Source organism: Nonomuraea sp. NPDC048916, from assembly GCF_040649575.1.
Taxonomy (GTDB): domain Bacteria; phylum Actinomycetota; class Actinomycetes; order Streptosporangiales; family Streptosporangiaceae; genus Nonomuraea.
This window is the reverse complement of sequence record NZ_JBEZFS010000054.1, coordinates 17,015-42,651: the sequence shown is the minus strand read 5'-3', so window position 1 is coordinate 42,651 and position 25,637 is coordinate 17,015. Positions and strand designations below refer to the sequence as shown.

Annotated in this window: 27 protein-coding genes, 1 tRNA gene and 1 pseudogene; 14 read left to right on the top strand and 15 right to left on the bottom strand. The window is 66.2% G+C overall.

Annotated features, from left to right (window positions below; all coding sequences use genetic code 11):
• Positions 1 to 141: 141 nt before the first annotated feature.
• The 4 genes from AB0C16_RS36610 to AB0C16_RS36595 all read right to left on the bottom strand — a co-directional run bounded on the left by AB0C16_RS36610 (position 142) and on the right by AB0C16_RS36595 (position 3,548).
• The gene (locus AB0C16_RS36610; RefSeq protein WP_357690117.1) at positions 142 to 1,017 is read right to left on the bottom strand and encodes a hypothetical protein; all 876 of its coding nucleotides are present in this window, start codon (positions 1,015 to 1,017) and stop codon (positions 142 to 144) included.
• A gap of 55 nt (positions 1,018 to 1,072) precedes the next feature.
• Positions 1,073 to 2,281, bottom strand: coding sequence for a DNA (cytosine-5-)-methyltransferase (gene dcm, locus AB0C16_RS36605; protein ID WP_357690115.1), 1,209 nt, complete (start codon positions 2,279 to 2,281; stop codon positions 1,073 to 1,075).
• 527 nt (positions 2,282 to 2,808) lie between these two features.
• Positions 2,809 to 3,282, bottom strand: a complete 474-nt coding sequence (locus AB0C16_RS36600) for an NUDIX domain-containing protein (protein ID WP_357690113.1) — start codon at positions 3,280 to 3,282, stop codon at positions 2,809 to 2,811.
• 26 nt (positions 3,283 to 3,308) lie between these two features.
• Complete coding sequence (locus tag AB0C16_RS36595) at positions 3,309 to 3,548, bottom strand: winged helix-turn-helix domain-containing protein (protein ID WP_357690111.1); 240 nt, start codon at positions 3,546 to 3,548, stop codon at positions 3,309 to 3,311.
• Positions 3,549 to 3,688: 140 nt separating this feature from the next.
• Here AB0C16_RS36595 and AB0C16_RS36590 point away from each other — a divergent pair, with 140 nt between their 5' ends.
• Positions 3,689 to 3,898, top strand: a complete 210-nt coding sequence (locus AB0C16_RS36590; protein ID WP_357690109.1) for a hypothetical protein — start codon at positions 3,689 to 3,691, stop codon at positions 3,896 to 3,898.
• Between the two features lie 285 nt (positions 3,899 to 4,183).
• On the opposite strand, the gene AB0C16_RS36585 is transcribed toward AB0C16_RS36590, so the two are convergent.
• From AB0C16_RS36585 to AB0C16_RS36575, 3 genes are all read right to left on the bottom strand, one after another.
• A complete protein-coding gene (locus tag AB0C16_RS36585) occupies positions 4,184 to 4,750 on the bottom strand; it encodes a guanylate kinase (RefSeq protein WP_357690107.1) in 567 nt (188 codons plus the stop codon).
• Complete coding sequence (locus tag AB0C16_RS36580) at positions 4,747 to 5,742, bottom strand: AAA family ATPase (protein WP_357690105.1); 996 nt, start codon at positions 5,740 to 5,742, stop codon at positions 4,747 to 4,749. Before AB0C16_RS36580 ends, AB0C16_RS36585 begins: the two co-directional genes overlap by 4 nt.
• 281 nt (positions 5,743 to 6,023) lie before the next feature.
• Positions 6,024 to 6,416 (bottom strand): winged helix-turn-helix domain-containing protein, encoded by a 393-nt coding sequence (locus AB0C16_RS36575; RefSeq protein WP_357690103.1) that lies wholly within the window; start codon positions 6,414 to 6,416, stop codon positions 6,024 to 6,026.
• A 152-nt stretch (positions 6,417 to 6,568) separates the two neighbouring features.
• On the opposite strand from AB0C16_RS36575, the gene AB0C16_RS36570 reads away from it, so the two are divergent.
• From AB0C16_RS36570 to AB0C16_RS36530, 9 genes and pseudogenes are all read left to right on the top strand, one after another.
• A complete protein-coding gene (locus AB0C16_RS36570; RefSeq protein WP_357690101.1) occupies positions 6,569 to 6,898 on the top strand; it encodes a hypothetical protein in 330 nt (109 codons plus the stop codon).
• Positions 6,891 to 8,225 (top strand): FtsK/SpoIIIE domain-containing protein, encoded by a 1,335-nt coding sequence (locus AB0C16_RS36565; RefSeq protein WP_357690099.1) that lies wholly within the window; start codon positions 6,891 to 6,893, stop codon positions 8,223 to 8,225. Before AB0C16_RS36570 ends, AB0C16_RS36565 begins: the two co-directional genes overlap by 8 nt.
• Before the next feature lie 28 nt (positions 8,226 to 8,253).
• Complete coding sequence (locus tag AB0C16_RS36560; RefSeq protein WP_357690097.1) at positions 8,254 to 8,967, top strand: DUF2637 domain-containing protein; 714 nt, start codon at positions 8,254 to 8,256, stop codon at positions 8,965 to 8,967.
• A 12-nt stretch (positions 8,968 to 8,979) separates the two neighbouring features.
• Positions 8,980 to 9,306 (top strand): hypothetical protein, encoded by a 327-nt coding sequence (locus tag AB0C16_RS36555; protein ID WP_357690095.1) that lies wholly within the window; start codon positions 8,980 to 8,982, stop codon positions 9,304 to 9,306.
• Between the two features lie 21 nt (positions 9,307 to 9,327).
• Complete coding sequence (locus AB0C16_RS36550) at positions 9,328 to 9,489, top strand: hypothetical protein (protein WP_357690093.1); 162 nt, start codon at positions 9,328 to 9,330, stop codon at positions 9,487 to 9,489.
• A gap of 214 nt (positions 9,490 to 9,703) precedes the next feature.
• Positions 9,704 to 9,859, top strand: a pseudogene (locus AB0C16_RS36545) (replication initiation protein); the annotation flags it as partial.
• The gene (locus AB0C16_RS36540; protein WP_357690091.1) at positions 9,846 to 11,072 is read left to right on the top strand and encodes a replication initiator; all 1,227 of its coding nucleotides are present in this window, start codon (positions 9,846 to 9,848) and stop codon (positions 11,070 to 11,072) included. The pseudogene AB0C16_RS36545 and the gene AB0C16_RS36540, both read left to right, overlap by 14 nt.
• Positions 11,069 to 11,260: a helix-turn-helix domain-containing protein gene (locus tag AB0C16_RS36535; protein ID WP_357690089.1), complete on the top strand. Its 192-nt coding sequence runs from the start codon at positions 11,069 to 11,071 to the stop codon at positions 11,258 to 11,260. Before AB0C16_RS36540 ends, AB0C16_RS36535 begins: the two co-directional genes overlap by 4 nt.
• Positions 11,257 to 12,621: a tyrosine-type recombinase/integrase gene (locus AB0C16_RS36530; RefSeq protein ID WP_357690087.1), complete on the top strand. Its 1,365-nt coding sequence runs from the start codon at positions 11,257 to 11,259 to the stop codon at positions 12,619 to 12,621. Before AB0C16_RS36535 ends, AB0C16_RS36530 begins: the two co-directional genes overlap by 4 nt.
• Before the next feature lie 691 nt (positions 12,622 to 13,312).
• On the opposite strand, the gene AB0C16_RS36525 is transcribed toward AB0C16_RS36530, so the two are convergent.
• The gene (locus AB0C16_RS36525; protein WP_357690085.1) at positions 13,313 to 15,307 is read right to left on the bottom strand and encodes a hypothetical protein; all 1,995 of its coding nucleotides are present in this window, start codon (positions 15,305 to 15,307) and stop codon (positions 13,313 to 13,315) included.
• A gap of 41 nt (positions 15,308 to 15,348) precedes the next feature.
• Positions 15,349 to 15,639: a hypothetical protein gene (locus AB0C16_RS36520; protein ID WP_357690083.1), complete on the bottom strand. Its 291-nt coding sequence runs from the start codon at positions 15,637 to 15,639 to the stop codon at positions 15,349 to 15,351.
• 329 nt (positions 15,640 to 15,968) lie between these two features.
• On the opposite strand from AB0C16_RS36520, the gene AB0C16_RS36515 reads away from it, so the two are divergent.
• A complete protein-coding gene (locus tag AB0C16_RS36515) occupies positions 15,969 to 17,564 on the top strand; it encodes a restriction endonuclease (RefSeq protein WP_357690081.1) in 1,596 nt (531 codons plus the stop codon).
• A 391-nt stretch (positions 17,565 to 17,955) separates the two neighbouring features.
• Here the strand turns inward: AB0C16_RS36515 and AB0C16_RS36510 are convergent.
• Positions 17,956 to 18,028: transfer RNA gene (locus AB0C16_RS36510), tRNA-Arg, on the bottom strand.
• Positions 18,029 to 18,179: 151 nt separating this feature from the next.
• Between AB0C16_RS36510 and AB0C16_RS36505 the strand changes: the two genes are divergently transcribed.
• Together AB0C16_RS36505 and AB0C16_RS36500 are read left to right on the top strand one after the other, a co-directional pair.
• Positions 18,180 to 18,674, top strand: coding sequence for a hypothetical protein (locus tag AB0C16_RS36505; RefSeq protein ID WP_357690079.1), 495 nt, complete (start codon positions 18,180 to 18,182; stop codon positions 18,672 to 18,674).
• A 275-nt stretch (positions 18,675 to 18,949) separates the two neighbouring features.
• On the top strand, positions 18,950 to 19,972 hold the full coding sequence (locus tag AB0C16_RS36500; protein WP_357690077.1) for a D-alanyl-D-alanine carboxypeptidase family protein: 1,023 nt from the start codon (positions 18,950 to 18,952) through the stop codon (positions 19,970 to 19,972).
• A 9-nt stretch (positions 19,973 to 19,981) separates the two neighbouring features.
• Here AB0C16_RS36500 and AB0C16_RS36495 read toward each other — a convergent pair whose 3' ends face one another.
• Both AB0C16_RS36495 and AB0C16_RS36490 read right to left on the bottom strand, forming a co-directional pair.
• Positions 19,982 to 20,548, bottom strand: a complete 567-nt coding sequence (locus AB0C16_RS36495) for a flagellar biosynthesis protein FlgA (protein ID WP_357690075.1) — start codon at positions 20,546 to 20,548, stop codon at positions 19,982 to 19,984.
• Positions 20,545 to 21,351 carry an S-methyl-5'-thioadenosine phosphorylase gene (locus AB0C16_RS36490; protein ID WP_357690073.1) on the bottom strand — a complete coding sequence of 269 codons (807 nt, stop codon included), beginning with the start codon at positions 21,349 to 21,351 and terminating at the stop codon, positions 20,545 to 20,547. The genes AB0C16_RS36495 and AB0C16_RS36490 overlap by 4 nt, the downstream gene beginning before the upstream one ends.
• Before the next feature lie 109 nt (positions 21,352 to 21,460).
• On the opposite strand from AB0C16_RS36490, the gene AB0C16_RS36485 reads away from it, so the two are divergent.
• The gene (locus AB0C16_RS36485) at positions 21,461 to 23,149 is read left to right on the top strand and encodes an MDR family MFS transporter (RefSeq protein WP_357690071.1); all 1,689 of its coding nucleotides are present in this window, start codon (positions 21,461 to 21,463) and stop codon (positions 23,147 to 23,149) included.
• Here AB0C16_RS36485 and AB0C16_RS36480 read toward each other — a convergent pair.
• The 3 genes from AB0C16_RS36480 to AB0C16_RS36470 all read right to left on the bottom strand — a co-directional run bounded on the left by AB0C16_RS36480 (position 23,146) and on the right by AB0C16_RS36470 (position 25,633).
• A complete protein-coding gene (locus AB0C16_RS36480) occupies positions 23,146 to 23,466 on the bottom strand; it encodes an FmdB family zinc ribbon protein (RefSeq protein ID WP_357690069.1) in 321 nt (106 codons plus the stop codon). The two genes, AB0C16_RS36485 and AB0C16_RS36480, sit on opposite strands and share 4 nt — an antisense overlap.
• Positions 23,467 to 23,535: 69 nt before the next feature.
• Entirely contained in the window at positions 23,536 to 25,041 is a 1,506-nt protein-coding gene (locus tag AB0C16_RS36475) for a potassium/proton antiporter (protein WP_357690067.1), read from the bottom strand.
• A 22-nt stretch (positions 25,042 to 25,063) separates the two neighbouring features.
• Complete coding sequence (locus tag AB0C16_RS36470) at positions 25,064 to 25,633, bottom strand: 5-formyltetrahydrofolate cyclo-ligase (protein ID WP_357690065.1); 570 nt, start codon at positions 25,631 to 25,633, stop codon at positions 25,064 to 25,066.
• Positions 25,634 to 25,637 lie beyond the last annotated feature (4 nt).

Below are 25,637 nucleotides of genomic sequence, written 5' to 3'. Positions count from 1 at the left end.
CAGCACCTGAAGCTCCTGGTTGCGACGGTGATGGTTGTGGTGATCAACCCGTCTACCAGGAGCTTCTTTGCGCCACCTGCCGAACATCAGCATCGCGATCATGCTGTGATCAGGGCACGCGTCCAGGAGGTTGGAAAACGTTCACTGAGGGACGCTGCGAAACAGTGACACGGTTGTGACTTCGTGGCTGATTGCGCTAGCGAAAATCTGTTCATCAAGCGCTATATCTCTGAGTGCAGTTAGTACATACTCTCGAATTTCGAGCTTCGCGAGCTTTTCATAGTAGGTGTCATCCTGTCCTAAAGAGAAGAATTCGTCACCCAACTGAACAAAGCCAGTTGGAACTGGTGGGCGTGCGCTGGCTAAGCTCTCGGTGCCAATTTTTACTTGTCCGACCTCATGCAGGTTTTGTGCCCTATCTCGGTAATATAGGTCGAAGAGTGTCTTGAACCCATAGTCGTCCCAAGAATCCGGTACGAGGATGAGCTCTTCATCGCCGCGTTGTGAAGGTCGCTGGCGGCTGGGCAGCGCAACGAACGGGACGCGGACTTGGCGGGCTGTCGAGCCAACATTGGACCGAGCAAGCCGAACCACTTCGAAAGGGCCGAACGCTTCGCGAAGACGGTTAACCAGGATCAGCGCGGCTCGATCGCCTGCTGGGACCAGCCCGTAGCTAGGAGCCCATGAGGGAACGCTGGCAGCACGCTGGACAAGAAGAACGGGCTTCCGTTGCTTCGACGCGAACTCACCCGCAGCTCTCTGCATGGCCTCACGCTGGTCGGTGCGCTTTACGACAAAGACCATGAGGGCAGCGTTCATCGCGCGTTCGGACTGACCGCTCCGGACGCTGATGTTGCCAGCCTTGCTAGCGTAAGTGGGGTAGACGTGCTCAGCGTCAAGCTCGGTGAGTTCTGCGAGGAGCTGCTCCAGCTCGCGGTATTTGCTAACGCTGGGAGTAGAATGCCTCACTGGCTCAAGGATGTGGCTGAGTTGCTGCAGGCGTTCCTCGACAGTCACAGGCGTCAGACTAGCGGTCGTGATCAGCTGCCGACAGTCCCGAGGATGGCTAATGCTACCTGGCGGTCGCGGCTGTAGGTGTCGAAGAGGACACTGAATCCGCCATGTGTTCGATATGCGACTTGAGCGCCAGCGCAAACGGTTCCGGGTGGCGAAGCCGGCTCTTCATGAGGCGATTGTAAAAGCCCGTTGTCGCTCTGAGGCTGAGCGGTACCGCAGCGTCAGCGTTCACGAGGTCGAGTAGGTGCTGATAGGTGTTCTTCTCTGGCCAGAGGCTGAGGTCAACGGTCCAACGTTCGCCAGTCTTGCCCCATGCTGCGTTTGGCCAGCGTGTTCCTTGAGGCAAAGGGGATGACTGCGCTGCGAGCGGAATACCCGGTTGAGAGAGGCGGCGCCCAAGCCACTCTGCAACCCCTACGGTTACAGCATTGCCGACGAGCTTCCAGCGGAGACTCCCCCGCGCTTGTCGCTGTGCCGGTTCGGTCCACCCGCGGGGGAACCCCTGCAGAGCCTCCGCGTCCTCAATCGTGGGTGTCACGATGGCCCGGCCAGGGGCGGCATCACGGATCCATATGGCCGGTGACGACGGGATGCCAAGCCCGGATCCACCCTTCAGCGTCGGAACTGCATCTTGAGCCCAGCCCAGGCCTGTGTTGCCCTCAGTCCAATAGAAGCCATGCGCGTCTTCTCGATAGTGATCTTCTGGGAGATCCCCAGCGTCATCTGCCAGTAGGACGCTGCGCGGATCATCTCTTCGTGAGGCCACGAGGATCACTCTCTGGCGCCGCTGCGGGACGCCTGTAAACCTTGAGTCCACCAAGCGATAGGCCCAGGTGTACCCCAAACGCTCAAACTGGGAGACGAGGTACTCCATTGCTGTTCCGCGGTCGAGAACCAGCATGTTACGGACATTCTCTATGACCACCCAGCGAGGTGAGGCTTCCTCGAGGAGCTTGAAGAGATGCTTGATCATGCCTGATGCTGCGCCGTGGATACCAGCTGTGCGGCCAGCCTGGGACAGATCTGTGCATGGAAAGCCCGCTGTCACGATGTCCACTGCGGGTAGCGCTTCGAGTGTCTGGATGTCATCGTGCAGTTCGACGTCTGGGAAGTGATGCTGCAGCACCGCCTTCGCTGGCTCCCACCACTCACACAGCAGTTGAGTGTGCATGCCAGCCGCCTGAAGGCCGCGTTCGACTCCACCGATGCCTGCGAAGAGGCCAGCAACGGAGAGAGCATGAGGAGTAGCGGCGTTTCCAGGCATGGCGAGAATCATCGCACGTCGGACTGACAACGGAGGACGTCGGACTGACAACGAAGGTAGGAGCATCCGGTCCGCAGTCGACTGCCTGGCGTCGGATCGAGTGGAGCGGCTTTGGGCTGGAGCAGCCATGGGGTGAGAGATCGGGACCCGTACACTGGCCGGAATCGGGTTGACTTCTGGCCTGCCCGTAACAGCCCTATGCGGTTGACTCGCTTTGACGGAGATCCCAGATCGAGGACTCGCTCCCAGTTCTAGGTGTCTGCTCAGTGGACGTCGGCGCATGGGCGGCGCGGCCGCGACCGGCCGAAGAGCCGCAGCGCGGCTGGCGACCGCCCACGCGCGGCGGGCCGCCGCAGGTGGCACGCCCTTGAAGACGTAGAGAAAGTCCTCATCCACTCGAACTACATAGCCTCTGACCTGGATTTTTGTGGCGATGCTCTCCGGAGTCAGTATCGGGTGATGCTTGGCGTTGGCGTTGGCGTTGGCGTTGGCGTTGGCGCTCGGAGTCGGCGTGCTGGTCTTGCGCTTCAGCCGATGTGTGGCCCGTGCCCGTCGAGGTAGTGGGCGATCCGTAGGCGCATTGACCGGTCCATCCGGTACTGCGTTACTTCACCTCTTGGCACCCATCGGACCTCGCGGGACTCCTGGCTAGGTGTCGGTTCGCCGCTGACGACTCGGGCTGTGAGGACGATGGAGAACTCTTGCCGGACCTCGCCGTTGCTGGTGTAGAGGATGACGTGCTTGGGGTCGCTGTATGTGCCAACGAATCCGGTGATCTCGCAGCTGACGCCGGTCTCTTCGAGGGTTTCCCTGATGGCCGCGGCTGGGATCGACTCGCCGAGGTCGATGGCTCCGCCGGGCAGAGCCCAGTTGCCGTTGTCCGAGCGGCGAATCAATAGGACGTCACCGGAGGTATTGGTGACCATGACGTTGACGGAGGGCACGAGGCTGTTCGCGGCTGGTGCATGGGGGTCGTCGTAGAAGTCGATCCTGCCGGCCATGAGCGCGAGCTTACCCCGGTAGGGCCTCAGGAGTCCGTGGGGTCGGCTGGGCTGACGAAGCTACCGAGGTTGGGCACGGTGTAGAGCAGGCCTTCGTCTCGGAGCTGGCGGATGGCCTTGCGGATGGTGTCGCGGGCTACGCCGAACTCCTGGACGAGCCGGACCTCGGACACGAGGTACTTGGGCTGATACTCACCACTGGTGATGCGCGTGCGGAGCACGTCGGCGATCTGCTGCCAGCGGGGCCGGTCTGGCTCGAAGTCCATCACGTGTCTAAGGGTAGAAAGGGGGCACCACGGGCCTTCACTCGCCTCCTGGTATCTATCGGAATCCCTCGTTATCTCCTCTGATCTAATGGGATCCCTAGGGGTAGACAGGCTTCTCTCTTCGCTTCTAGCCTGATGTCATGTCGACGCCCATCTATGACCTCGACGCGCTACGCGTCACGTTCCCTGACTGGTCGTTCTTCCGCAGCGACGCGGGCGTGTTCTACGCGACCAGGCGCGGGGTACGGCTGCGCAACGCGGAGATTGACGCGGGCCTCCAGCAGACGGTGAGCGCCGATGACGTGGCCACGTTCGTCGCGCTGCTGCAAGAGCAGCGGGCCCGGGGGTGATGTTGTGCCCGCGCCGAAATTCGTGACGGACTATCACGGTCTGCACGCGGCTGCTCCGCAAGCGGAGGCTAAGCCGGTCGAGTGGGAGCGGAGCCTGCCACGTGCCGGGCGAGTGCGGATCCGGGAGCACACCTGTATCTGTCGGCGTCCTCTCTTCGAGCTGTGTACGGCGGGCGGGTTGTGGTTCGTCCGGCGGATTTCAGGCGGACGTCCCTCAGAGGTCGTCGAAAGCACCTGGATGTCCGCCAAGGCCGTCCAAGACCTGTGGTCGCAGATCTTGGCTGGTCAGGCGCGATGACTCGGCGCCAGCGCTTGCCAGGTGAAGAAGCCGCTGGCGATGCGCCGTGCCGCCTCGTGGGGTGTCGTCTGGTCGGTGCGGATGCGCAGCGGGAAGATGTCACCGTCGTGGGCCTGGAGGTCGGACAGCGTTTCATCCCAGGCTCGCAGGCGTTCGCCCGTGTTGTGGTCGCCTCGTTGGCGGGACCGCTGTTCGCAGATATCGCGAGGCATCCACAGCAGGGTGACCCACCATGGGTGGGATTCCATGAGGCACCGGATGTCGGGGACGTTGCCCATGTGGACGATGGGCACCTGTCCGGCCTGGCTCAGTTCCTCGACCCTGTGGCGGTCGACGGCATAGGTGTTGCCGTAGCGGTAGGTCTCGACCAGCAGCCGTCCGGCGGCCCGCAGCTCTCCCAACTGCTCGATGGTGACGAAGTCGTACTCGCTGCCGCGCCGGTTGCCGGCCTTGAGCTTGCGCAGTAGGGCGAAGCGTGGATCGAGTGCGTTCAGGGCGGCAGTAACGGTGCTCTTGCCGCTGGCGGGCGGGCCGTACAGCACGATGCCCTTCACGCCAAGATCCGTTTCAGCGTCTCGCGGGTCTGGTCGGCGAGGCTGATCGCGGCCCCCAGACGGTTGTCTACGGTGATGTGCGCGGTCACCGGGCTGGTGTCTGTGTTGATGCCGCTGACGTACGTCTCCCAGTTCTTGAGCTTCCACGCGTCACGAGGGGCTCCGCGGAACTCGATGTACTCGCGCATGGACGCGACATCGCAGCGCACCCACACCACCGCCACATCGATGCCCTTGGCCGCGCACCGATTCGTCAGCCGCGACACCCAGTCGGGATCGGCCAGTTCGGCGATGAACGGCGCGGACAGGATGGCTGATGTCCCCACCTTCAGGTTGTCGAACGCGGTCTCCATCAGGCACCGGTACTCCAGGGGCCGGACCTCGCGTAGGTACAACTCCGTGTGCCGGTCATGCGGATCGCCGCCGAGGGAGACGAGCAGCCGTTCGACCATGGCGCGGGTCAGCGAGTCCTTGTCCAGGAACGCCCACCCCGTGATGTCGGACAGGAAGCGGGAGAACTCCGTCTTGCCCGATCCGGCATAGCCGCCCACGAGCGCCAGGATCGGTTTGGGGCTGCCCTGGCCGTGTCGGCGTCGCCACGCGTCCACGACGCGATTGAGTAGGGCGTTCTGCTCGCCGTTGGATGGGGTGCCGGAGACTTTCACGAGGGTCTGTTCGATGACCTGGGCAGCAGCGTTGTCGGCGGCAGGGTCAGATGGCTGAGGCAAATCCGAGATGGAATTTTCCACTTCGGGTATTTCGCCGGGAAGCGGCAGGCGGAAACCAAGCGCCGGCTCGGTTGCCTGGTATAGGAGGCAATAGGCGCGCCGGTAGTGAGGTCCTGGATATACCGATCCCTGTTCGTGTGCCCAGAGTGTCTGGAAGTTGGCGGCCGGCGCGGTCAGGCCGTGTCGGTGGGCGACCTGGCGGAGCTGGTCACCTGCGGCTTCGAGGGTGAGGCCGTGCGCTTCGCGGTGCTGGCGCAGGATCATGGGTTGCCATCCGGGGCGGTGAATTGTCTTCATCGCATCCTTTTGTGCGCTTTGAGGGGGCGGGCGCGTGTAAGTGCATGTGTAACCGCCGTGCAGGCAGCAATGCAGAAGCTTAGCTAACGCTCTGTGATACTCAACGGCGCGAATGCGCGATGAACTTACGGCATCCCCGCCGGGATAACGACCGACCAGAAAAGGGGTGCCGGGAGTGACCACAAACGAGCGGATTTTGGACGAGCTTCAGGCCATCCGGTCTGAAATGGAGGAGTTGGCCTTCCGGGTCAGCGAGATCGCTTCGGCCCTGGGAACACGGCCTTCTCCAGATCGGCGATCCGGTCGCCGAGAACCGCCATCGTGTGCCGCATCTGAGCGAGCTGCTCCATGACCGCCGAAGAGCCGGCTCCCTCATCGCCGGCTCTCGCCTCGGCGGCGGCCGCGACCGTGGCGGCGTCCTCGCGGACGAACACGCCCTTGCCCTGCTGGCCCACGATCAGGTTCTCGGTACGCAGCACGCTGATGGCGGCTTTGACCACGCTGGCGGACACGTCGTAGCGCTGGCAGAGCTGGGCGGTGGAGGGCAATGCAGCGCCGGGCGCGAGTGAGCCCGTCCTGATCTGCGTGCGCAGGTCGTCGGCTATCTGGAGATAGCCGGGCCGACCGGTCTTCTCGACCATGCGAAGCCTTCCGCGAGGGTGTCTGCCCCTTCAGTTCAGCACAGCCCACCTGACATGCCAACCAAGTCTGCGTGGAAGCCCTTGACAACTTAGAATCCTAAGCGTTCTATGTATTCATAGAGTTACGACTCAACTACTCAAAGGAACCAACCATGCGTACCGTCCCCATCCCTGTGGACACCAACAAGCTCACCATCACCTGCGTCAAGGCCCCGCGCCCGCGCGTGCTCAACCGCGACACCGGTGAGATCAAGACCGACAAGAACGGCAACACCGTCTACGAGGTGACCGTCTCGGTCGAGGACGAGTTCGGCCGGATCGAACTCGTCAAGATCGGCATCACCGGCGAGCCGCCCATCACCGCCGGAGACCCGGTCAACGCGGTCGGCATGCTCGGCTACGTCTGGGAGATGGCCGGCCGCTGGGGCATCTCCTACCGCGCCACCGCGCTGCTCCCGCTGCGGGAGGCCGCCGATGTCTGACCTGCCCACCTGGGTGCTCGGAGTCCTGGCCGCTGTCGCGGCCGGGCTCTGGGCCTGGCACCGCTGGCACCACCCGTCGTTCTGGCTCGTGATCGGCTTCCCCATCACGGCGATCAGCGTGCGGGCGTCCTGGCGCAAGGTCGCCCTCGGCTGCGGGCTCACGAAGAAGCGGCAGCGCTTCTGGTTCACCACCGTGCCCGGCCTGGTCGCCTCGACCGGCGTCGTGCGGGTGCGCCGCAAGTGGCAGCGCATCGCCGTGGATACCAAGCCGTTCATGTGGCTGCCCATGCCCACCCGGCACGGCTGGCGCGTCACCCTGCACACCCTGGAAGGCCAGATCCCGGCCGACTACGCCGACGTGGCCGAACGGCTGGCGCACTCCTGGGGCGTGCACGCCGTCCGCGTCACCTCCGACAAACCCGGCCGGGTACGCCTGGCCGCCACCATCCGCGACCCACTCGTCAAGGTCGACCAGCTCCCGCCCTCGACCGAGCTGCTCAAGGTCACCGTGGGACGGCTCGAGACCGGCCGCCCGTGGGTCGTCGACTTCCGCACGGTGCCGCACTGGCTGAATGCCGGAGCCACGCAGTCGGGCAAGTCCAACCTGGCCAACGCCCTCATCGTCGGCCTGGCCCCGCAACCGGTGGCGCTGGTCGGGTTCGACCTCAAAGGCGGGGTCGAGTTCACCCCGTACGCGCCGCGGCTGTCGGCTCTGGCCACCACCCGGGCCGAGTGCGGCGGGCTGCTGGATGACCTGGTGACGCTGATGACCGACCGGATGGGCGTGTGCCGGATGACCGGCGCCCGCAACATCTGGCAACTCCCGCCCACCCTGCGACCCGTGCCCGTAGTGGTCCTGGTCGACGAGCTGGCCGAGCTCTACCTGATGGCCGACAAGTCCGAGAAGGACGAGATCGCCAAAACCTCGACCGCGCTGCTGCGGGTGGCGCAGCTTGGGCGGGCGTTCGGCATCTACCTGTTCTGCTGCGGCCAGCGGATCGGTTCCGACCTCGGCCCCGGTGTGACCGCCCTGCGGGCGCAGTGCTCGGGGCGGATCTGTCACCGGGTCAACGATCCGGAGACCGCGACCATGACGCTCGGTGACCTCGACCCGGCCGCGCTGGATTCCGCCCGGGCCATCGCCGCCGAGACACCCGGCGTCGCGATCGTCGCCTCCCAGGACGGCCAGTGGTACCGGGCCCGGTCCTTCTACGTCAGCGAGCAAGCGGCCGAACACGCCGCCCACACCTCCGCCGACCTTGCCCCGGCCTGGGCCGACGTGATGGCCGCCCAGCCATACGAGGCACCCGACTCACAGAACGCCTGACCGGAACAGAGAGAGGAGGAGATTCCTGATGCGCCACTTCGCCGCCTGGCTGCTGGACACCGGCCCCGTCCTGGTCCTGGCCTTGATTGCCGGAGCGGGCTCGTTCACTCACATCCGCGACACCGCCACCGAGCACGGCCAGACCGGCTGGATGGCCTGGGCCATCGCGGTGTGTATCGACCTGACCTGCGTCATGGCCGCCCGCGAACACCAACGCGACAAGAAGACCAGCCGCGTACGGCGCGGCCCGATCTCCTGGCCCGTTCTCGTCCTGACCGGCGGCATCGTCCTATCTCTGGCCGCCAATCTGCAACAGGCTGACCCGACCGTGTGGGGCCGGATCACTGCCGCGACTCCGGCCGCTGCCTTCCTCCTCGCGGTCTCGATGCTGGAGCGCCGCGCCAGCGCTAGCAAGACCCGTCCCGAATCGGCCTCGGACGTCTCGCAGACGTCCCCGTCCTGGACGGCGGCGTCCCCGTCCGTCCCGGGGCGTCCCCAAGCCGTCCCGCCGACGGACCGTCCCGCGCTCGTCCCCGCCCACGAGGACGACCAGGACGGTCACCCCGGCGACGGTCCGACGCCTGACCCGGCGCTCGTCGACTACGCCCGCCGCGTCGCCGACGAACACCACACCGCCCACGGCAAGACCATCACCCCCGACCAACTCCGCACCCGCCTGGGCGTCTCCACCCAACTCGCCGCAGACCTGCTCCGCACCCTGACAACCACACCCAGCCACTGAAAGAGGAACACCATGCCCGTCGCCCACCCGCGCCTTCACCTCATCGTCGGCCTGCACGCCCTGGCCGGATTCCTGGAGGCACGCCCCGACATCCCCACCCCCGACCGGGTCATCGTCCACCACTTCATCCCGCGAGCCGACGACACCGACATGCGCGCCGAGCTCGAACGCCTCGCGGCCCTGCTTGGCACGCCGGTCGACAGCGACGGCGGCCACCTGACCACCTCGCTGACCTTCGGCCCCGTCGAATACCGCGCCGTCGCCATCCTGTCCGCCGCCCGCGCCAGCTACGCAGCCCACGACAGCTACCGCGGCTGCGTCACACCCGACACCCACTGAACTGAGCTGAGGAGACCGACCATGCGCATCCGCCTCGAAGGAAACCGCGCCGAGATCACCCTCGGCATGATCCACCTGCGCGAAGTGTTCACCGTCACCGCGATGTCACGCGCCTACCCCGACCGCTCCCGCCCGCACACCTACCGCGTCTACGTCCGCATCATCCCGCGCAAGGACACCTAACCCATGGACGCCCCGACCGTGCACTACCGCTGCTGCACGTGCAACGGCACCGGCCTGTCCGACGACCAGACCTGCGCCGACTGCCACGGCAGCGGCATCGACAACCACGGCGCCTGAACCGCTGTAGCGCCCCCCGCCTGGCCACACATCCGCCAAGACGTCCGCCAGGCCGGGGGCCATCCCACACCAGATGACTGGATAGGACGGTCCCATCTTGCCCTGCCTTGCCCACCCACACGCCCTCGCCGGACTCATCACCCGGCTCAACGATCCGAACTATGACCGCTGGGCCGCGCAGATCAAGCGCTCCGGCGGCTGTCGACAGCCCATCCACCTGCGCGGCCGAGTCGAGCACTATGACCAGGCCACCGGCCAGCTCCTGCACCGCTACAGCACCACCCGAGAGCCTGACGGCATCCTGCGCGTGCCCCTGCAAGACCCGCCGTGCCTCCCGCTGCCCGGCCTGTGCCGAGACCTACCGGGCCGACACCTACCAACTCGTCCGCGCGGGCCTGGTCGGCGGCAAAGGCGTCCCGGAGACGGTCAGCGCGCACCCGTGCCTGTTCGTCACCCTCACCGCACCCTCCTTCGGGACCGTGCACGTCCGGCGGGAGAAGAACGGCAAGGTCCTGCCCTGCCATGCCCGCCGCGACGCCACCACCTGCCCGCACGGACAGGTCATGTCCTGCACCGACCGGCACACCGCCGACGATCCGCGGCTGGGGGAGCCGCTGTGCGCCGACTGCTACGACTACGAGGGTTCGGTGCTGTTCAACGCGATCAGCCCGGAACTGTGGCGGCGCTTCACCGAAGCCCTCCGCCGGCGCTTCGCCAAACTCTCCGGCCTCACGTTGAAGGCGCTGCGTGAGCAGGCCGTCATCTCCTTCGCCAAGGTCGCCGAATATCAGCGACGCGGGGTCGTCCACTTCCACGCCGTGATCCGCCTCGACGGACCCGACGGCCCTGCCTCACCGCCTCCGGCCTGGGCCACGGCCGACGCCCTCGCTGACGCCGTCCAGCATGCTGCGGGCGCGGTGTCGGCCGAGATCAAGCCGCTGGGCCGTACCTTCCGGTGGGGCACTCAGCTCGACGTCCGCCGCATCACCATGGACGGTGAGCTGACCGAGCAGGCGGTGGCGGCGTACATCGCCAAGTACGCCACCAAAGCCGCCGAATGCGTCGGCACCCTGGATCGGCGCATTCAACCCCTCGACAACCTTGACGCACTCCCGATCCGGCCACACGCCCGGCGGCTGATCGCCGAGTGCATGCGCCTGGGCGCCCTCGACGACCTGGCCGACCTCCGGCTCATCCAATGGGCCCACATGCTCGGCTTCCGCGGCCACTTCTCCACCAAGAGCCGCCGCTACTCCACCACCCTCGGCGCCCTACGCGCCGCACGCCAAGAACACCAACGCACCGAACAGATCACCACCGGCCGCCTCCCACTCTTCGACGAAGACACCGTCCTGATCACCGCCCACTGGCAATACGCCGGACAGGGCCTCTCGCTCGGAGACCAACTACTCGCTGCAGCCATCACCGGAACGCCCCTTGCCGCCGCTGGGGGTGGTGCTCGATGAGCAGGCGTGACGAACTGCTGACCGTCCCTGAGGTCCTCGCCGAACTCGGCGGAGTCTCTCGACGCACCTTCTACCGCTGGCGCGAGCTCGGCCGTGCGCCGGTCTGCATCCAACTGCCCAACCTCGAACTCCGCGTCTGGCGGAGCGACCTCATGGCCTGGCTGGACTCGCGACGGGAGGCGGCGTGAACACCACCTATGACGTGAAGCTGGCCCAGATTCAGCAGCGCTCGAACGGCGGCACGGTCACCTACATCGCTCGCTGGAGAGTGGCCGGCAAGGAGAGGTCCAAGAGCTTCCGCACCAAGGGCCTGGCCAACGCGTTCATGTCCGACCTGCGACAGGCGACCAAGGCGGGGGAGGAGTTCGACATCAGCTCCGGCCTGCCAGTGTCGATGCTCGCGCAGCGGTCTTCCGGCCCGTCGTTCCTGGAGTTCGCGCAGGCGTACGTCCTTCGCCGCTGGAACACCTCAGCGGCCCGCACCCGGGAGACGGACGCGTACGCGCTCCTGACCCTGATCCCCGTCCTGGTGGCCGACGCGCCACGTCGGCCCTCCGCCGAGGATCTGCGGGAGGTTCTCCGGATTCACGCGCTGCTTCCGGAGAAGCGGCGGGCCGACCTGACCACAGCACAAGCCGCGGCTTTGGGCTGGCTGGAGAGAGCATCCCTCCCGCTGTCGGCCCTGGGAGAAGCGCACGTTCTTCGTACGGCCCTCGACGCGATCTCGGTTACCTTCGCCGGTGCTCCGGCGGGGGCGAACACGGTGCGGCGCAAGCGTGCCATCCTCCATCACCTCCTGGAGCACGCGGTTGAGCAGAAGGTGTTCAGCAGCAACCCGCTGGACGGGATCAAGTGGACGGCGCCCAAGGCCGTGACGGCCGTCGACCCTCGAACCGTGGTCAACCCGGCCCAGGCTCGCCAACTTCTCGATGCCGTACCCAAGGTGGGCCGTAAGCGCGGTCCGCGGCTGAGGGCGCTGTTCGGCTGCATCTACTATGCGGCGCTCCGGCCAGAGGAGGCGGCCGACCTGCGGCTGAAGAACTGCACTCTGCCTGAGTCGGGCTGGGGCCTGATCGTCCTGGAGCGAGCCCGGCCTCAAGGAACGAAGCGCTGGACCAACTCCGGTGAGACCCACGAGTCCCGCAGCTTGAAGCACCGCGCGGACAAGGAGACGCGAGAGATCCCGATCCCGCCCGTCCTCGTCGTGATGCTCCGCGAGCACGTCGCCGAGTACGGCACGGCCAAGGACGGCCGGATCTTCCGCACGGGCACTGGCGGGACCTACTCCAGCTCGGCGCACTCCTACGTCTGGCAGGAAGCTCGCAAGCTCGCCCTCTCGCCGGCACAGGTCGCCTCGTCGTTGGCTGCTCGCCCGTACGACCTCCGCCACGCCGCCGTCTCGCTCTGGCTCAACGCGGGCGTCCCGGCCCCAGAGGTCGCCAAACGGGCCGGTCACAGTGTTGACGTCCTGCTGCGGGTCTACGCGAAGTGTATGGACGGTCAGCAAGAGCAGATCAACGGCAAGATCAACGACGCTTTGGACACATAGCCACGTTCAATCCACCTTCGACCCCGGCCAGACCGGGGTCGTTTCGTTCCACGCTCCTCGCCATGCCGAACCGTTCCATCGGTCGGCGTCGCGTTACGCCACCCTTGGCCCCGTCTCCACAGGCGGCGTCGTTGGGAAGGTCATGGCTTGGCAGTCAAGAGAAGAGGGCGGAGCTGTCGAGCGAACTCTATGACGTCCGCCTGGTGATCCCGGCCCGGCGCACCCTGGTAGAGCCTGATGGAGAGCATCTTGGCGCCGTCCTGGGTCCAAGTGGACACGTACGCCCCCGAGGGCTTCCCATCTGCGTCCTTTAGGAGGGCGCTGTAGCCAGGGCCTAACCCGTCTGGTAGGGAGACTCCCCTGTCAACGGTTTTCGTGTGCTCAAGGCTCTCCAATGAGAAAGGGAGAGGATCGTGTAGTTCAATCGACATCCTTACCCGCTCTTCCATGTTCGGCGACTTTGTTACCACGCAATACGCGAAGTGTTCTACAGAGTTAGTACCGTTCGCATAAAAGGTGGTCAGGCCGGTCACACGGGAAATGGCTTCACCTGAGAGCAGGCCGCATTCGCCGTGCGTCGCTGTGATCTTCCCCAACGGTCGCCGATCCGGAGGCGGGGTAGGTGACGAGCAGCCGGCGCCGAGGATAAGAGTCATGCTCAGCAGCAAGGACACCCACGCTCGTGCCCTCATTACTCGGCCTCTGGTGGTGTCGGTGTGTTCAGTCGGAAACCCGCCTGGAACGATAGGTCGGTGCCGTGGAAGACGCGCGACGCGGGTGAATGCTTAAGCCATTCAATGTATGCATATTCTTGTACGGCGGTCATGTCGCTACGCGGGATGATCTCGCCGTCCTTTATGAAGTCGCCAGGAGATCCTTTGGCGTAGTTCTCGTGTGCGTAAGGATGAGTGATGGCAGGTACCGATCCATCCCCGAAGAGTCCATGTCGCATCATCGCCCCTGCTGTGATATCTCTGAACATGTTCTGTGTTAAGTCGACGGTGTTCGCCGCCTCGCGGCGTGCCTTCTCGCCTTCATCGAATTTGATCTTGTCATTGGCGAAGGCTTCGATGAACTCGTACGTTGGAGCGGCCCATTCCCCGGCCGGGGTCAGTGTGAGTTTGAGTGTTCTGGATATCGCATCCTTGAATGCTTGGTTGGTTTTGTCGCTCTGATCTGCTTTGGTAATGTCTGCAATATTCCCTGCGTCGGCTACCAGGTATAGAGAATTGCTTAGATCGAAAACCCTTGCGTTGAACTGTTGCGCACTGCTGCCGGTCATGCGATCTTCTAATAACTTCTGTCCCTGAGCGTTGATTTCATCGTCGGATGCATTCGGGTGCTTCTCTTGCCAGGCGGAGAAATCAGTTCGAACGGCTTCCTCTATCTGAGCAGCCTGGGCATCTAGCACTTTCTGGCTGTACTCACCGTGTGCTTCGACGACGGCCTTGAATGCTTTATCGTCATCGAATGCCCAGGTCATCGCCGCCTTGACGGAATGCCCTTCGAACATCGCGCCGTAGGGCTGTTTTCCGGCGATGTTTGGGTCGGTGTCCGGCCGAAGCGTCACACCCATTGTCTCCTTGACCTCATCATCGGCGATTCGATGAACGTCGCCTATGTAAGAGGCGAAGACGCGAGCGGCGCTCTGCCGAGTATCCGGTAGGGTCCGCTGTGCTTTGGGATCAGCCCAGAAGTGGACGGCCCAGGAAGCGATCAAGGCTGACTTGTATCCGCGTGAGCTGCCTGGAGGCTGGCCGTGGTCGCGGTAGGTCGTGGTCGCGGCCTCGATGGCGCGGCCGAGCTCCTGGTTGCCGCCGGCCCATCTGTTCTGTTGCATCAGGAAGGCCAGTGGCTTGCGTGCGGGGTCGGTGAAGAAGTCCTGCGCGACCCTGGGATTGTTGGCCAGGGCGGCTGCGATGCCTGGGCCGAACCCCATCATCTGCTGTCGCTCGCCCGGCGGCTTCTGCGTGTTGTCGTAGACCTTGTTGGTCAGGTCACGTAGGAAGGCGTCATCGAAGATGCCGTACCTCAGCAGCCTGTTGACCACGAAGTCAGTCAGCGGCTCGTCTTGAGAAGCGATCAGCTCATCGGTGTAGCCCTTGGGCAGCTTCATGTCGCTGACTCCGCGCGATGCTGTTCCCAAGGTCACGCTCAGTGTCGTCACCAGCCGGTCCAGTGCAGGGGGCTGTGGGTCGTTCCAGCTGCGGCGAATGGGATTACCGGGCAGCGTGGAGAGGTCGGCCAGGAGTGCTTTGAGCTCCTTGGGGCGCATCTCCTTGGCGAATGCAACGGCGAAGTAGGGGTCGCGCTGGTGCTTCTCCAGCAGGTCGAGCATCTTGGTGGTGGTGGCCTTGTCCCTGAAGTCGCGCTCTTTCCACGCTTGTCGAAGCTGGTCGGCTATGGACTTGGCCACCGCCGCGCCGCTCGCCGGCGATTTGGACACCCAGAGGGACTCGTCCGCCCAGACCATGCCCTTGTCGAGTCCGATCTTCTGGGTCGCGATGATGAGGTCCAGGCGCCGCTGAAGGTCGGGGACGTGCTCGGCGATCTGGAAGGCGACGTCCCTCAGCAAGCCGGGGCCGGACATGCTCGTGCCGATCGACCGCAAAGCGCTGCTGATCTGCCCATCGAGCTCGGGCCAGGAGGCACCCAGGCGCTTTATCTCGCCGATCAACTGGTTCATCAGCGTGGGATCGATGCCGATTCGGGTCGGTGGCGGGCTCATCAGTAAGGCACCCCGGGAACGCGAGACTGGGATAGCGCGAGCGGGTCCGGGGTCGATGCGCCGGGCGCAGCGCTGACGGCTGTGGAGTCGACCAGTGCGAGTGCCCGGTTGAAGACGTTGTTGTAGGCCGCCTGCCAGCCCTTGCAGTCCTCGATGAGCTTGTCCGCGGCCTTGCCTTTCATCGCGCCGCTTTCGAGTAGACCGATGAGCTTGCGCACGTCGTTGGCGTGCTGGTCGCGTAATCGCTCGATCGCGTATCGAGCGGCCTTGATCTGTTCCTGTGTCGCCATCGTCCGGGATCCTTCGGATCTTGAGACGGCTATCCCTGGGATCAATGTGACGATAAGGGGCGTGTTGAACCGCGTCGAGAGAAATTTCTGAACTGGTATGAGCTCAAGAGGCTGGGTGGGCCTCCTCCCCGCGATGCCGGCGATTCGCCGAACGGCTGCGTCCCGACCGTCGAGTACAGCTCGCACGCTTCCGTTCCCCGTCCAATCTGGACCATGACGGATACCCTCTGCTGATCTACTCTTGACTAAACGTCACAATGGCTTCTGGTCCGTCGATGGTTTGACCACTCGGGCCTTGCCTATCGGAAGAGAACGGAGGGCCGATCGCGGTGGCAGGTGGCCGTAGCGAGTGGGAAAGGCGTCAGGCGGCTCAACGTAGAGAAGCTGAGCGACAAGCACGCGAGGCGGCGAGGCTGGCCAAGGAGAATGAGCGCGAACGCCAGCGGCTGTATCTAGAAAAACAGCAGGCAGCAACCGAGCTAAAGACCGCAAAGGTCGCAAAACGCATCGAGGATCTTGATCAGATATTGGGCAACGCCCTCCGCGTGCGTCCTCTGGCCTTCGATCAGATGAGGGCTGTCGCCACCACCAAGCCGTTCGATCCCGGCCGTCTGGGCGTTGCCGAACGACCGCCCGACTGGGCGCAGTATGCGCCGGCTCCACCATCCACCGTCAGCAAGATCTTCGGCGGCCAGGCCCGTTATGAGCGCGGCCTACAAGAAGCGCGCGGGCGGTTCGAAAGCGCAGTAGCTCACCATCAGAAACGTGAAGAGCAGCGACTTCGGGACTTGAGCGCGGCTCGAACGGCACATGATCGGCAAATGGCCACGATCAACGACAAGGTCGCTGCAGACAACGCCCAGTTGGATCGCTTGCGCGCGGAGTTCGACAACGGCCAGCCAGAAGCCGTGGAGTGGTTCACCGCCAGAGTCCTGGAGAGATCGGTCTACCCGAAGGGTTTTCCCCGTCTCTACCAGGTTGCGTACCGGCCGGAGAACCATGACCTCGTCGTTGAGTTCGAGTTGCCCCCGCAGAGCGCCATCCCCGATGTCCGCGGCTACAAGTACGTCAAGGCGAGAGATTCCATAGATCCGGTGCCACGACCGCAGGCTGAGGTCAAGCAGAGATACGCCAAACTCCTTGCCAGTGTGGCGCTGCGCACGCTGTACGAGATCTTCACCGCCACTCCCGGGAATCTCGTTGAGGCGATCGTGTTCAACGGGCGCCTCAACACCATTGATCAGGCAACCGGCAAGAAGGTGCGCCCCCACCTACTGAGCGTGCAGGCGGAACGTGCCGCATTCGAGGAGCTCGTCCTAGCTGACGTCAACCCTGTGGCCTGCCTGAAGCGCCTTAACGCTCTGGTTTCGCCCAATCCGTACGACCTGGAGGCTATCGAGCCGTTCATCGCCTTCGACCTCAAGCGGTTCCGGTTCTCCGAGGACATGGATGTCGTCGCGGGGCTGGATTCGCGTCGTGACCTCCTCAAGCTGTCTCCCACGGAGTTCGAGCACCTCGTCAGGGAGCTGTTCATTGCTATGGGAGCGGAAGCCTGGACCACCATCCCCTCGAAGGACGGCGGCGTGGACGCTGTGGCGACCAGCAGGAACCTCTTCTTTGGCGGTGTGTGCCTCATCCAGGCGAAACGATGGGCGGGGCTGGTCGGACTGGATGCCGTCCACGCGCTCACCGGCGTCATGGCCGATCACAACGCCACCACAGGTGTCCTGGTCACCACCTCGTGGTTCGGGCGTGCCAGCGAGCAATTCGCCCAGCGGAACCGGATCACTCTGATCAACGGCGCTGAGCTCAAACACCTCATCAAGCAGCACCTGGACATCGACGTCATCCCCGGGACGACGCCTCCACGGAGTGCGCGAGCATCAGACAACACTCAATCCGGTCGCCCCGGCCCAGGCGTTTGAGCGAACGTGCGCGGGGCGGTCCTGGCTTCAGAAGTCCGATCCGCAACGGGAACTGCTGTGGCCGGCTCCGCGTACGAGGGCGATGCCTTGCAGGGCATCGCTAACGACGTGATCGGCCTGGTCGAGGTCGATGAGCGTCTTGTCGAGGTCAAAGAGGGCGAGGCGCTGCAGGAGGACACCCTAGGCGCGAGCATCCTGGCTGCAACAGGATGTCCCGCGAACCCCGTGCTGACCTCCGGAAACGCCTTCAAGATCATCCCGTATATATCCCGTGATCAAGGTCCTACGGCTGCACACGGGTGCCCTCGGCGACCTACGAGGGGCCTGACAATTAAAAGACCTGCGGCCAAGAAACCGCAGGTCAGCGCACGAAAAGCCTGGTGGAGATGAGTGCCCCCGGCAGGATTCGAACCTGCGGCACCCGCTTTAGGAGAGCGGTGCTCTATCCCCTGAGCTACGGAGGCGGACTCCCGTAAGCCTAGCGAAAGTCGGGCACTGCGTGGACCACCCACCCGAGGCAACTTCGCCTCACCGAGTCATGGCTGCTCTGAGCTGCGGTAAAGACCTGCCAACCGATCACCACGCAGGGCGTGGAGCGTGGCTACCGTCGGCCGGGTGACCAGAAGGCGGCGGCAGGAAGTGCATCGGAGGCCGGTGGTGTTGTTCGCGGCGTTGCTGGCGCCGGCGATCTTCGCCGGTGGGTTGCTGGCCGGTGAGCTCGGCCGTTTCCCGCAGCCCGGGGTGCACCGGGAGATGAACACCGGGGCCGGCGGGCGGTTGGCGCTCGAGCCGGTGCTCATGCCTGCCCCCGCGCGCCCCGATCGGCGCTACGAGGGCATGGTCCCGGCGTTCGTGTCGCCCGCGCCCGCGCCCTCGCCTGTGCCCTCGCCCGGCCCCACGCCGACTCCCGTGGTCAGGGCGTCGCCCACGATGCCGGCTCCCACGCGGCGGCCTACTGCGGCGCCTGTGGAGGTGCGGGAGACGTGTCCGGGGGAGTGGGCGGACACCTGGTTGTGGGAGGTCTGCAGGGATCGCGAGCGGTCGCCGGCGCAGAAGGCCACCGCGAGCGGGTCGCTGCCCGGATTGCTGGACATCTCGTCCGGCGGGTAGGCGGTCGCCGGTCTTCGTGGGCCGTGGCCCCGGGCGGTGATCGAACCGCGGGCGCGTCCGCGGCGTACCAACAGATGGGCAGGATGATCGGTCGAGTCTCAGATGACTCGACTCCTTCGTACAAATCGTTCTTTCGTGTCATAACGGCTCGCTGGAGTTCGGTCCGGACACTCGGAGGGCTGTAGTAACGTGCGTGCCGGACCCAGGTAATGAGCCCGCAAACGGAGGAGTCAGACGTGCCATCCCCACGATCAGCGGGTCTGATCGCGGTTGTCATGGCGGTGACTTCCCTGGTCGCGCTCCCCGCGAGGGCCGCCGGCGCCCACAGCAAGGATCCGTCCAACCTGACCGAGCTGCGCAAGGAGGCCGAGAAGTCGGCCAAGGAGCTCGAGGAGGCGACCAGGGCGCTGGAGAAGCGCCGGGCGAGCATCGCCACCTCCGAGAAGGAGCTGAAGACGAAGCTCGACGGCCTTCATCAGGCCGAGTTGCGGCTGCAGCAGATGCGCCAGCCGGTGTCGGAGATGGCCGAGCTGCTCTACCAGCAGCCGGTGGGCGCCGACGGGGTCGCGTCGTTCCTCGCCGGCGATGCCAACCAGGACACCTTGCGGTCGATGGCGAACGTCACCCAGATCGTCCGGGATAGGCAGTACGCCGTCGAGCAGACCGCCACCCTCGCCCGCGACACGCAGCGGCTGGCGAGTGAGGCGCAGGAGCTCCGGGCCGACAACCTGCTGGCCGAGGCGCAGATGTCGGCCGAGATCGACACGCTCAGGCGGCGGTCCGACAAGGTCGTGAAGTCGTTGACCGCGGCTCTGGTGAAGCTGGGCATCAAGATCGACAAGGTGGGCACGGCGGCGCTCAAGTGCAATCCGCTGCGCATCGCGACGGCCAACAGCTACCCGAACGGGCTGATCCCGAGCAGCATGCTCTGCCCGCTGCAGCAGAGGGGGCACAGCCTGCGGGCCGACGCCGCCATCGCGTTCGTCAGCCTCAACGAGGCCTACCGGCGGCGCTTCGGCAGGCAGATCTGCGTCACCGACGCTTACCGGAGCCTGGCCGCGCAGCAGTCGGTCTACTACCGGCGCCCCGGGTTCGCGGCCGTGCCGGGGCGCAGCAACCATGGCCTCGGGCTGGCCGTCGACCTGTGCGGTGGGGTGGAGAGGTTCAGGTCGGTGGAGTTCGTCTGGATGGAGCAGAACGCCAAGAGGTATGGCTGGTTCCATCCCGACTGGGCCTACAGCAGCCCGTTCGAGCCGTGGCACTGGGAGTATGACCCGAAGATCGACTCTATTCTCTAGGGCGGACGATCATCCAGGGTTGATGGTGATCGAGAGGTGGCCGCCGGTCTGGGCGGCGGCCAGGCGGGCCGCCTGGTCGGGGGTGGTGGCCAGCACGACCAGGGCGCCGTGGTCGTCGTCGGCCTCGGGGATGGTGATCACGGTGACGTCGTCGGCGACCAGCTCGGCCGGTTGGCCCTCCCAGGCGGCGAGCACGCCGATGGTGGAGCCGGGCGAGATGAGGCCGGCCACGTCGGCGTCGGCGATGCGCACCGGCGCGGCCACGGTGCCGGCGGGCAGCCGGAGCGAGTGCAGCAACCGGACGTCGGTGAGCGGCTCGCCCCGGCGCATCGGGCCGGCCAGCACGCGCCCGGTGGCTCCCGCGCGCAGCGCCCCGTCGGGTGGGTGCGCCAGGGCGACGGCACGCAGGTCGCCGGGCCGGAGCACGCCCGGCGACAGGTCGCGCGCCGCCACCAGCACGAGAGGCCCCGAAGCAGGGCGTATGGCGAAATATCCGAGCAAAACGGCGAAGCCTGTCACCACGGCCGCCACCACCCGGCGGCGGCGCCCGAGCCGCCGTGGCCAGGCCCGGATCACGGCAGCTCGATGGGCAGCTTGAGACCGTCGAGCGTGGACCCGCAGGGGCAGGTGCGATCGGCGGGCAGCGCCTGCACCGCGTCGGACACCAGGGTGCGCATGCGCGTCACGTTCTGGGCGAAGAACTCCAGCACCTCCTCGTGCGTCACGCCCTCACCCGTCTCGATCCCCGCGTCGTGGTCGGTCACCAGCGACAGCGTGGTGTAGCAGAGCGCCAGCTCCCGGGCGAGCACGGCCTCGGGGAACCCGGTCATGCCGACGATCGTCCACCCGTTGGACGCGAACCACTGCGACTCCGCCCGGGTGGAGAACCTCGGCCCCTCGATGACCACGAGCGTGCCCCCGTCGACCGTCTCCCAGCCCCCGGAACGGCCCGCCGCCACGGCCACCGCCCGCCCGGACGGGCAGTAGGGATCGGCGAACGACACATGGACCGCCCCGCCCTTGTCGTAATAGGTCTGCACACGCCCCGACGTGCGGTCGACCAGCTGATCGGGGATCACGATCGTGCCGGGGCCGTGCTCGGCTCGCAGCGAGCCCACGGCGCTGGGCGCCAGCACCTGCCGCACGCCGAGCGAGCGCAGCGCCCAGAGGTTGGCACGGTAGGGGATGTCGTGCGGCGGGAACCGGTGATCACGCCCGTGCCTGGGGATGAAGGCGACCGAACGCGAACCGATGCGGCCGACCGTGACCACGTCGCTCGGCGGCCCGTAGGGGGTGGTGAGCACTGTCTCCTCGGCGTCGTCGAGCAGGGAGTAGAACCCCGAACCTCCGATGACGCCGATATCTGCGCGATTGACCATGGCGCCGAGAGTAGTGGCATGAGGGGAGGGTGAGGAGGGCCCGAACGTGGCTCTGTGGATAACCGATCGCGCCACGTAGCCGGATCATCGCGATGAGTAGGATCGGCGTATGCGGCGCAGGCGCCTTGGGCTCGTCATCAGCGCGCTGATGCTCGGCATGCTGCTCGCGGCCCTCGACCAGACCATCGTGGCGACCGCCCTGCCGACGATCGTGAGCGATCTGGGCGGCCTGGAGCAGCTCTCGTGGGTCGTGACCGGCTACATGCTCGCCTCGACGGTCTCGACCCCGCTGTGGGGCAAGCTCGGCGACCAGTTCGGCCGCAAGAGGCTCTTCGTCGCCGCCATCGTCATCTTCCTCGCCGGGTCCGCGCTGTGCGGGCTCAGCCAGAGCATGGGCCAGCTGATCGCCTACCGCTCGATCCAGGGCCTCGGCGGCGGCGGGCTGATGGTGCTGGCGCAGGCCATCGTCGGCGACGTCGTCTCGGCCCGCGAGCGGGGGAGATACCAGGGCTGGTTCGGCGGCGTCTTCGCCGTCTCCAGCATCGTCGGGCCCCTGCTCGGCGGGCTGTTCGTCGACCATCTGTCCTGGCACTGGGTCTTCTACGTCAACCTGCCGATCGGCGCGGTCGCGCTGTTCGTGATCGTCGCCGTGCTCCCCGGCGACGCGACCCTGACCAAGCACACGATCGACTACGCGGGCGTGGTGCTGCTCGGCGGCGCGACGTCCTGCCTGGTCCTGATCACCACCTGGGGCGGCACCATCTACCCGTGGACCGACCCGGTCATCATCGGGCTGGCGCTCGCCGCGCCGGCCCTGCTGGCCGGATGGGTGCGGGTGGAGCGGCGGGCCGCCGAGCCGGTGCTGCCGCTCGGGCTGTTCAGGGTCAGGGCGTTCGTGGTGACGTCGGTCGTCGGGTTCGTGGTGGGGTTCGGGATGTTCGGCGCGCTGACCTACCTGCCGTTGTTCCTGCAGGTGGTCTACGGGGTCGGCCCCACCTTGTCAGGCTTCTACCTGCTGCCGATGATGGCCGGCACACTGACGCTGTCGATCGTCTCCGGGCAGATCATCAGCAGGACCGGAAGATATCGGTTCCTGCCCATCGCCGGCACCGCGTTCGCCACGGCGGGCCTGTTCCTGCTGTCGACGCTCGACGAGCACAGCGGCATGCTGACGACGGGTCTCTATCTGCTCGTGTTCGGCGTGGGCCTGGGCATGACCATGCAGGTGCTGGTGATCATGGCGGTCGTGGGGCTGGCGTTCGTGCTCACCTGGTTCATCCCGCAGCTGCGGCTCAGGGAGACCACCAGGATCGCGGATCTGGGCGAGGGGCTCGGCGCCACGTCGGCCGAACGCTCGTCGCTGGCGGAGGTCGAGCGAGGTCTCGTACGGCTCGCCGACGCCGATCTGCGCAGGGGTTACTACGACCGGATCGGCTCGCTGGCCGGGCTGAAGGGCATCCCGCCGGAAGGTGTCTGGATCGTCGCCCGGCTCGGCGGCGAAGACTGGGTCAAGGCCGAAGCCCTGGCCAGACGGGCCAACGTCAGCAGAGCGCGCGGCAGACCGTACGCCGACCAGCTGATCGAAGCCGGGCTGGTCGAGCGGTCGGCCGACGGTGAGCACCTGCGGCTGACCCCGCGAGGTCAGGAGTCGGCACTACGGCTGCTGCGCTCGTCACGTGAGGGCCTGAGCAGGCTCGTGGCCGACTGGGGGCCGCATCCGCAACTGGAGCAGCTCCTCGACGAGCTGACGCCCGAATTGCTGGGCGCGATCGCCGATCGGCCGGTCAGCCGGGGCTAGCTGGACGCCGCGGCGGGGGCGGTGGCGGGCGGCGACGTGGAAGACGAGGACGACGAGGACGACGAGGAGGACGACGACGAAGACGGGGTCGACTCGGCGGGCTTGCTCCCGTTGGCGGCCGTGCTCGGGGAGGTCGAGGACGAACGGTTGTCGGTGCGGTAGAACCCTGAGCCCTTGAACACGATGCCCACCGCGGAGAACACCTTGCGCAGGTTGCCCTCGCACGCGGGACACACGGTCAGCGCATCGTCGGTGAACTTCTGAACGGCCTCGAGCTGCTCACCGCAGTCGTTGCAGGCGTACTGGTAGGTCGGCACGCGCTCCTCCTTCAAAGGTTTGGCACTCGAGCGATGCGACTGCTAATGGTAACCGATTCGGTCAAACACCTATTCCACTCCCCGCTCTCCGTACCATCCGGCGAGCTTGCCCCTGCGGCTGACCGCGCGCAGGCGGCGTTCGACCTGGTCACGGCAGGCGGCGGTGGTGACCACGAGCAGCTGGTCGTCGGCCCTGATGCGGGTGGTGTTGGAGGGCACGAACGATCTGCCCTCGCGCACGATCAGCGTCACCGCGGCGCCCACCGGGAAGCGCAGCTCGAAGATCTCCACGCCGTGCAGCCGCGACCCGACCGGCACTTTGACCTGCAGCAGGTCGGCCTGCAGCTCCTCCAGCGGCGCGGACTCCACCTCGAGGTCGTGCGCCTCGCCGGGAGCCGCCACCTTGAGCACCCTGGCCACGAACGGCAGGGTCGGCCCCTGGAGCAGTGTGAACACGATCACGATGATGAACACCTGGTTGAAGATGCTCTTCGAGCCCTCGACACCCTCCGCCCACGGGATGGTCGCCAGCACGACCGGGATCGCGCCGCGCAGCCCCGCCCATGACAGGAACGCCTGCTCACGCCAGCGGACCCTGGTCAGCCGCATGAGACGTGCCAGCAGCGCGCTGACCGCCACCGACGCCGGTCGCACCACCAGCACCAGGAGGGTGCCCGCGATCAGCCCGGGGATGACGGCCGACGGCATCTCCTTGGGGCTTGCGAGCAGGCCGAGCATGACGAACAGCCCGATCTGCGCCAGCCACGCGGCCCCCTCCGCGAAGCCTCGGGTCGCCGCCCGGTGTGGCAGGCGCGAGTTGCCCAGGATCAACGCCGACAGGTAGATGGCCAGGAAGCCCGAACCGTGCAGCAGCACCGCGCCGGCGTACGAGACGAAGGTCAGCGCCAGCACCGCTATCGGGTAGAGGCCCGAGGCCGGCAGGGCGACGCGGCGCAGCGCGTAGGCGCCGGCGGGACCCACGACGAGGCCGACGGCGGCACCGATGATCAGCTCGATCCCCGCGTCCAGGATGAACAGGCCGATGCTCGGCGGATCCGCGACGGCGGTGCTCAGCAGCACCACGGCGATCACGGTCGGCGCGTCGTTGAACCCGGACTCCGCCTCCAGGATGCCCGCCAGGCGTGGCGGCAGCGGCAGCCGGCGCAACACGGAGAAGACCGCCGCGGCGTCGGTCGGGGCCAGCACCGCGGCGAGGATCAGCGCGGTCGTCGGCTCGATGCCCAGCAGCGCCTGTACGAGCAGGGCCAGGAGCACGATGCTGACCGCCACGCCCACCGTGGCCAGGATCAGCGCCATCGGCACCGAACGCTTGACGTGGCTCCAGTTGGTGGTCAGGCCGCCCTCGGCCAGGATCAGCGCCAGCGCGGTCATGCCGATCTGCCGGGCCGCCTCCGGGCTGCTGAACGGGATGCCGAAGCCCGCGTCGCCCAGGACCAGGCCGAACCCGAGGAAGAGCAGCAGGCTCGGCAGGCCGCTGCGGTGCGCGATCCGGACGGAGCCGATCGCGGCGATGACGATGACGGAACCGAGAAGGAGCCAGACGTCAAGAGTCACCTGGCCCCCTCTCGTATGTCGGTCACATAAGACTAATGAGTCCCCCAGGGCTGATCACCCAACGGACCCGCTGATCGTGTTCCTCGGTGGGGATGCCGTCGATCAACTCGCCGTCGTGCAGCAGGGCGACCGTGGGGACGTTGGGGCCGACCCTGGCCAGGGCCCGGTCGTAGGAGCCGCCGCCGCGGCCCAGCCGCACGCCCGTCCGCCTGTCGACGGCGAGGGCGGGGACGATCACGAGGGCGGCGGTGCGGATCGCGTCGACGCCGCGGCGCGTGTCGACCGGTTCCATCATCCCGAACCGGCCCGGCGCCAGGGTGTCGGGGCCGTCGTAGACCGCCCAGTCGAGGTCGTCGTCCTCCTGCAGAACGGGCAGCATCACGGTCGCGCCGTGCTTCCACAGCGCGAACACCAGCCCGTGCGTCTCCGGCTCCGTGCCGACGGACCAGTAGCAGGCGACCAGCCCGGCCATCTGGACCCACGGCTGGTCGAGCAGCGTTTCGCGGATCCTGGAGGAGTTGGCCCGGAGCTGCTCGGGGGAGAGGGAGGCACGCGCCGCCATCACCTCGCGGCGCACGTTCAACTTGTCCACAGGT

What these genes read in the sequence shown, in the direction of transcription:
- dcm (WP_357690115.1), bottom strand. Translation starts at nt 2,281, where the DNA reads ATGCCTGGAAACGCCGCTACTCCTCATGCTCTCTCCGTTGCTGGCCTC.
- AB0C16_RS36600 (WP_357690113.1), bottom strand. Translation starts at nt 3,282, where the DNA reads ATGGCCGGCAGGATCGACTTCTACGACGACCCCCATGCACCAGCCGCG.
- AB0C16_RS36595 (WP_357690111.1), bottom strand. Translation starts at nt 3,548, where the DNA reads ATGGACTTCGAGCCAGACCGGCCCCGCTGGCAGCAGATCGCCGACGTG.
- AB0C16_RS36590 (WP_357690109.1), top strand. Translation starts at nt 3,689, where the DNA reads ATGTCGACGCCCATCTATGACCTCGACGCGCTACGCGTCACGTTCCCT.
- AB0C16_RS36580 (WP_357690105.1), bottom strand. Translation starts at nt 5,742, where the DNA reads ATGATCCTGCGCCAGCACCGCGAAGCGCACGGCCTCACCCTCGAAGCC.
- AB0C16_RS36575 (WP_357690103.1), bottom strand. Translation starts at nt 6,416, where the DNA reads ATGGTCGAGAAGACCGGTCGGCCCGGCTATCTCCAGATAGCCGACGAC.
- AB0C16_RS36570 (WP_357690101.1), top strand. Translation starts at nt 6,569, where the DNA reads ATGCGTACCGTCCCCATCCCTGTGGACACCAACAAGCTCACCATCACC.
- AB0C16_RS36565 (WP_357690099.1), top strand. Translation starts at nt 6,891, where the DNA reads ATGTCTGACCTGCCCACCTGGGTGCTCGGAGTCCTGGCCGCTGTCGCG.
- AB0C16_RS36560 (WP_357690097.1), top strand. Translation starts at nt 8,254, where the DNA reads ATGCGCCACTTCGCCGCCTGGCTGCTGGACACCGGCCCCGTCCTGGTC.
- AB0C16_RS36555 (WP_357690095.1), top strand. Translation starts at nt 8,980, where the DNA reads ATGCCCGTCGCCCACCCGCGCCTTCACCTCATCGTCGGCCTGCACGCC.
- AB0C16_RS36550 (WP_357690093.1), top strand. Translation starts at nt 9,328, where the DNA reads ATGCGCATCCGCCTCGAAGGAAACCGCGCCGAGATCACCCTCGGCATG.
- AB0C16_RS36540 (WP_357690091.1), top strand. Translation starts at nt 9,846, where the DNA reads ATGACCAGGCCACCGGCCAGCTCCTGCACCGCTACAGCACCACCCGAG.
- AB0C16_RS36535 (WP_357690089.1), top strand. Translation starts at nt 11,069, where the DNA reads ATGAGCAGGCGTGACGAACTGCTGACCGTCCCTGAGGTCCTCGCCGAA.
- AB0C16_RS36525 (WP_357690085.1), bottom strand. Translation starts at nt 15,307, where the DNA reads ATGAACCAGTTGATCGGCGAGATAAAGCGCCTGGGTGCCTCCTGGCCC.
- AB0C16_RS36520 (WP_357690083.1), bottom strand. Translation starts at nt 15,639, where the DNA reads ATGGCGACACAGGAACAGATCAAGGCCGCTCGATACGCGATCGAGCGA.
- AB0C16_RS36500 (WP_357690077.1), top strand. Translation starts at nt 18,950, where the DNA reads ATGGCGGTGACTTCCCTGGTCGCGCTCCCCGCGAGGGCCGCCGGCGCC.
- AB0C16_RS36490 (WP_357690073.1), bottom strand. Translation starts at nt 21,351, where the DNA reads ATGGTCAATCGCGCAGATATCGGCGTCATCGGAGGTTCGGGGTTCTAC.
- AB0C16_RS36485 (WP_357690071.1), top strand. Translation starts at nt 21,461, where the DNA reads ATGCGGCGCAGGCGCCTTGGGCTCGTCATCAGCGCGCTGATGCTCGGC.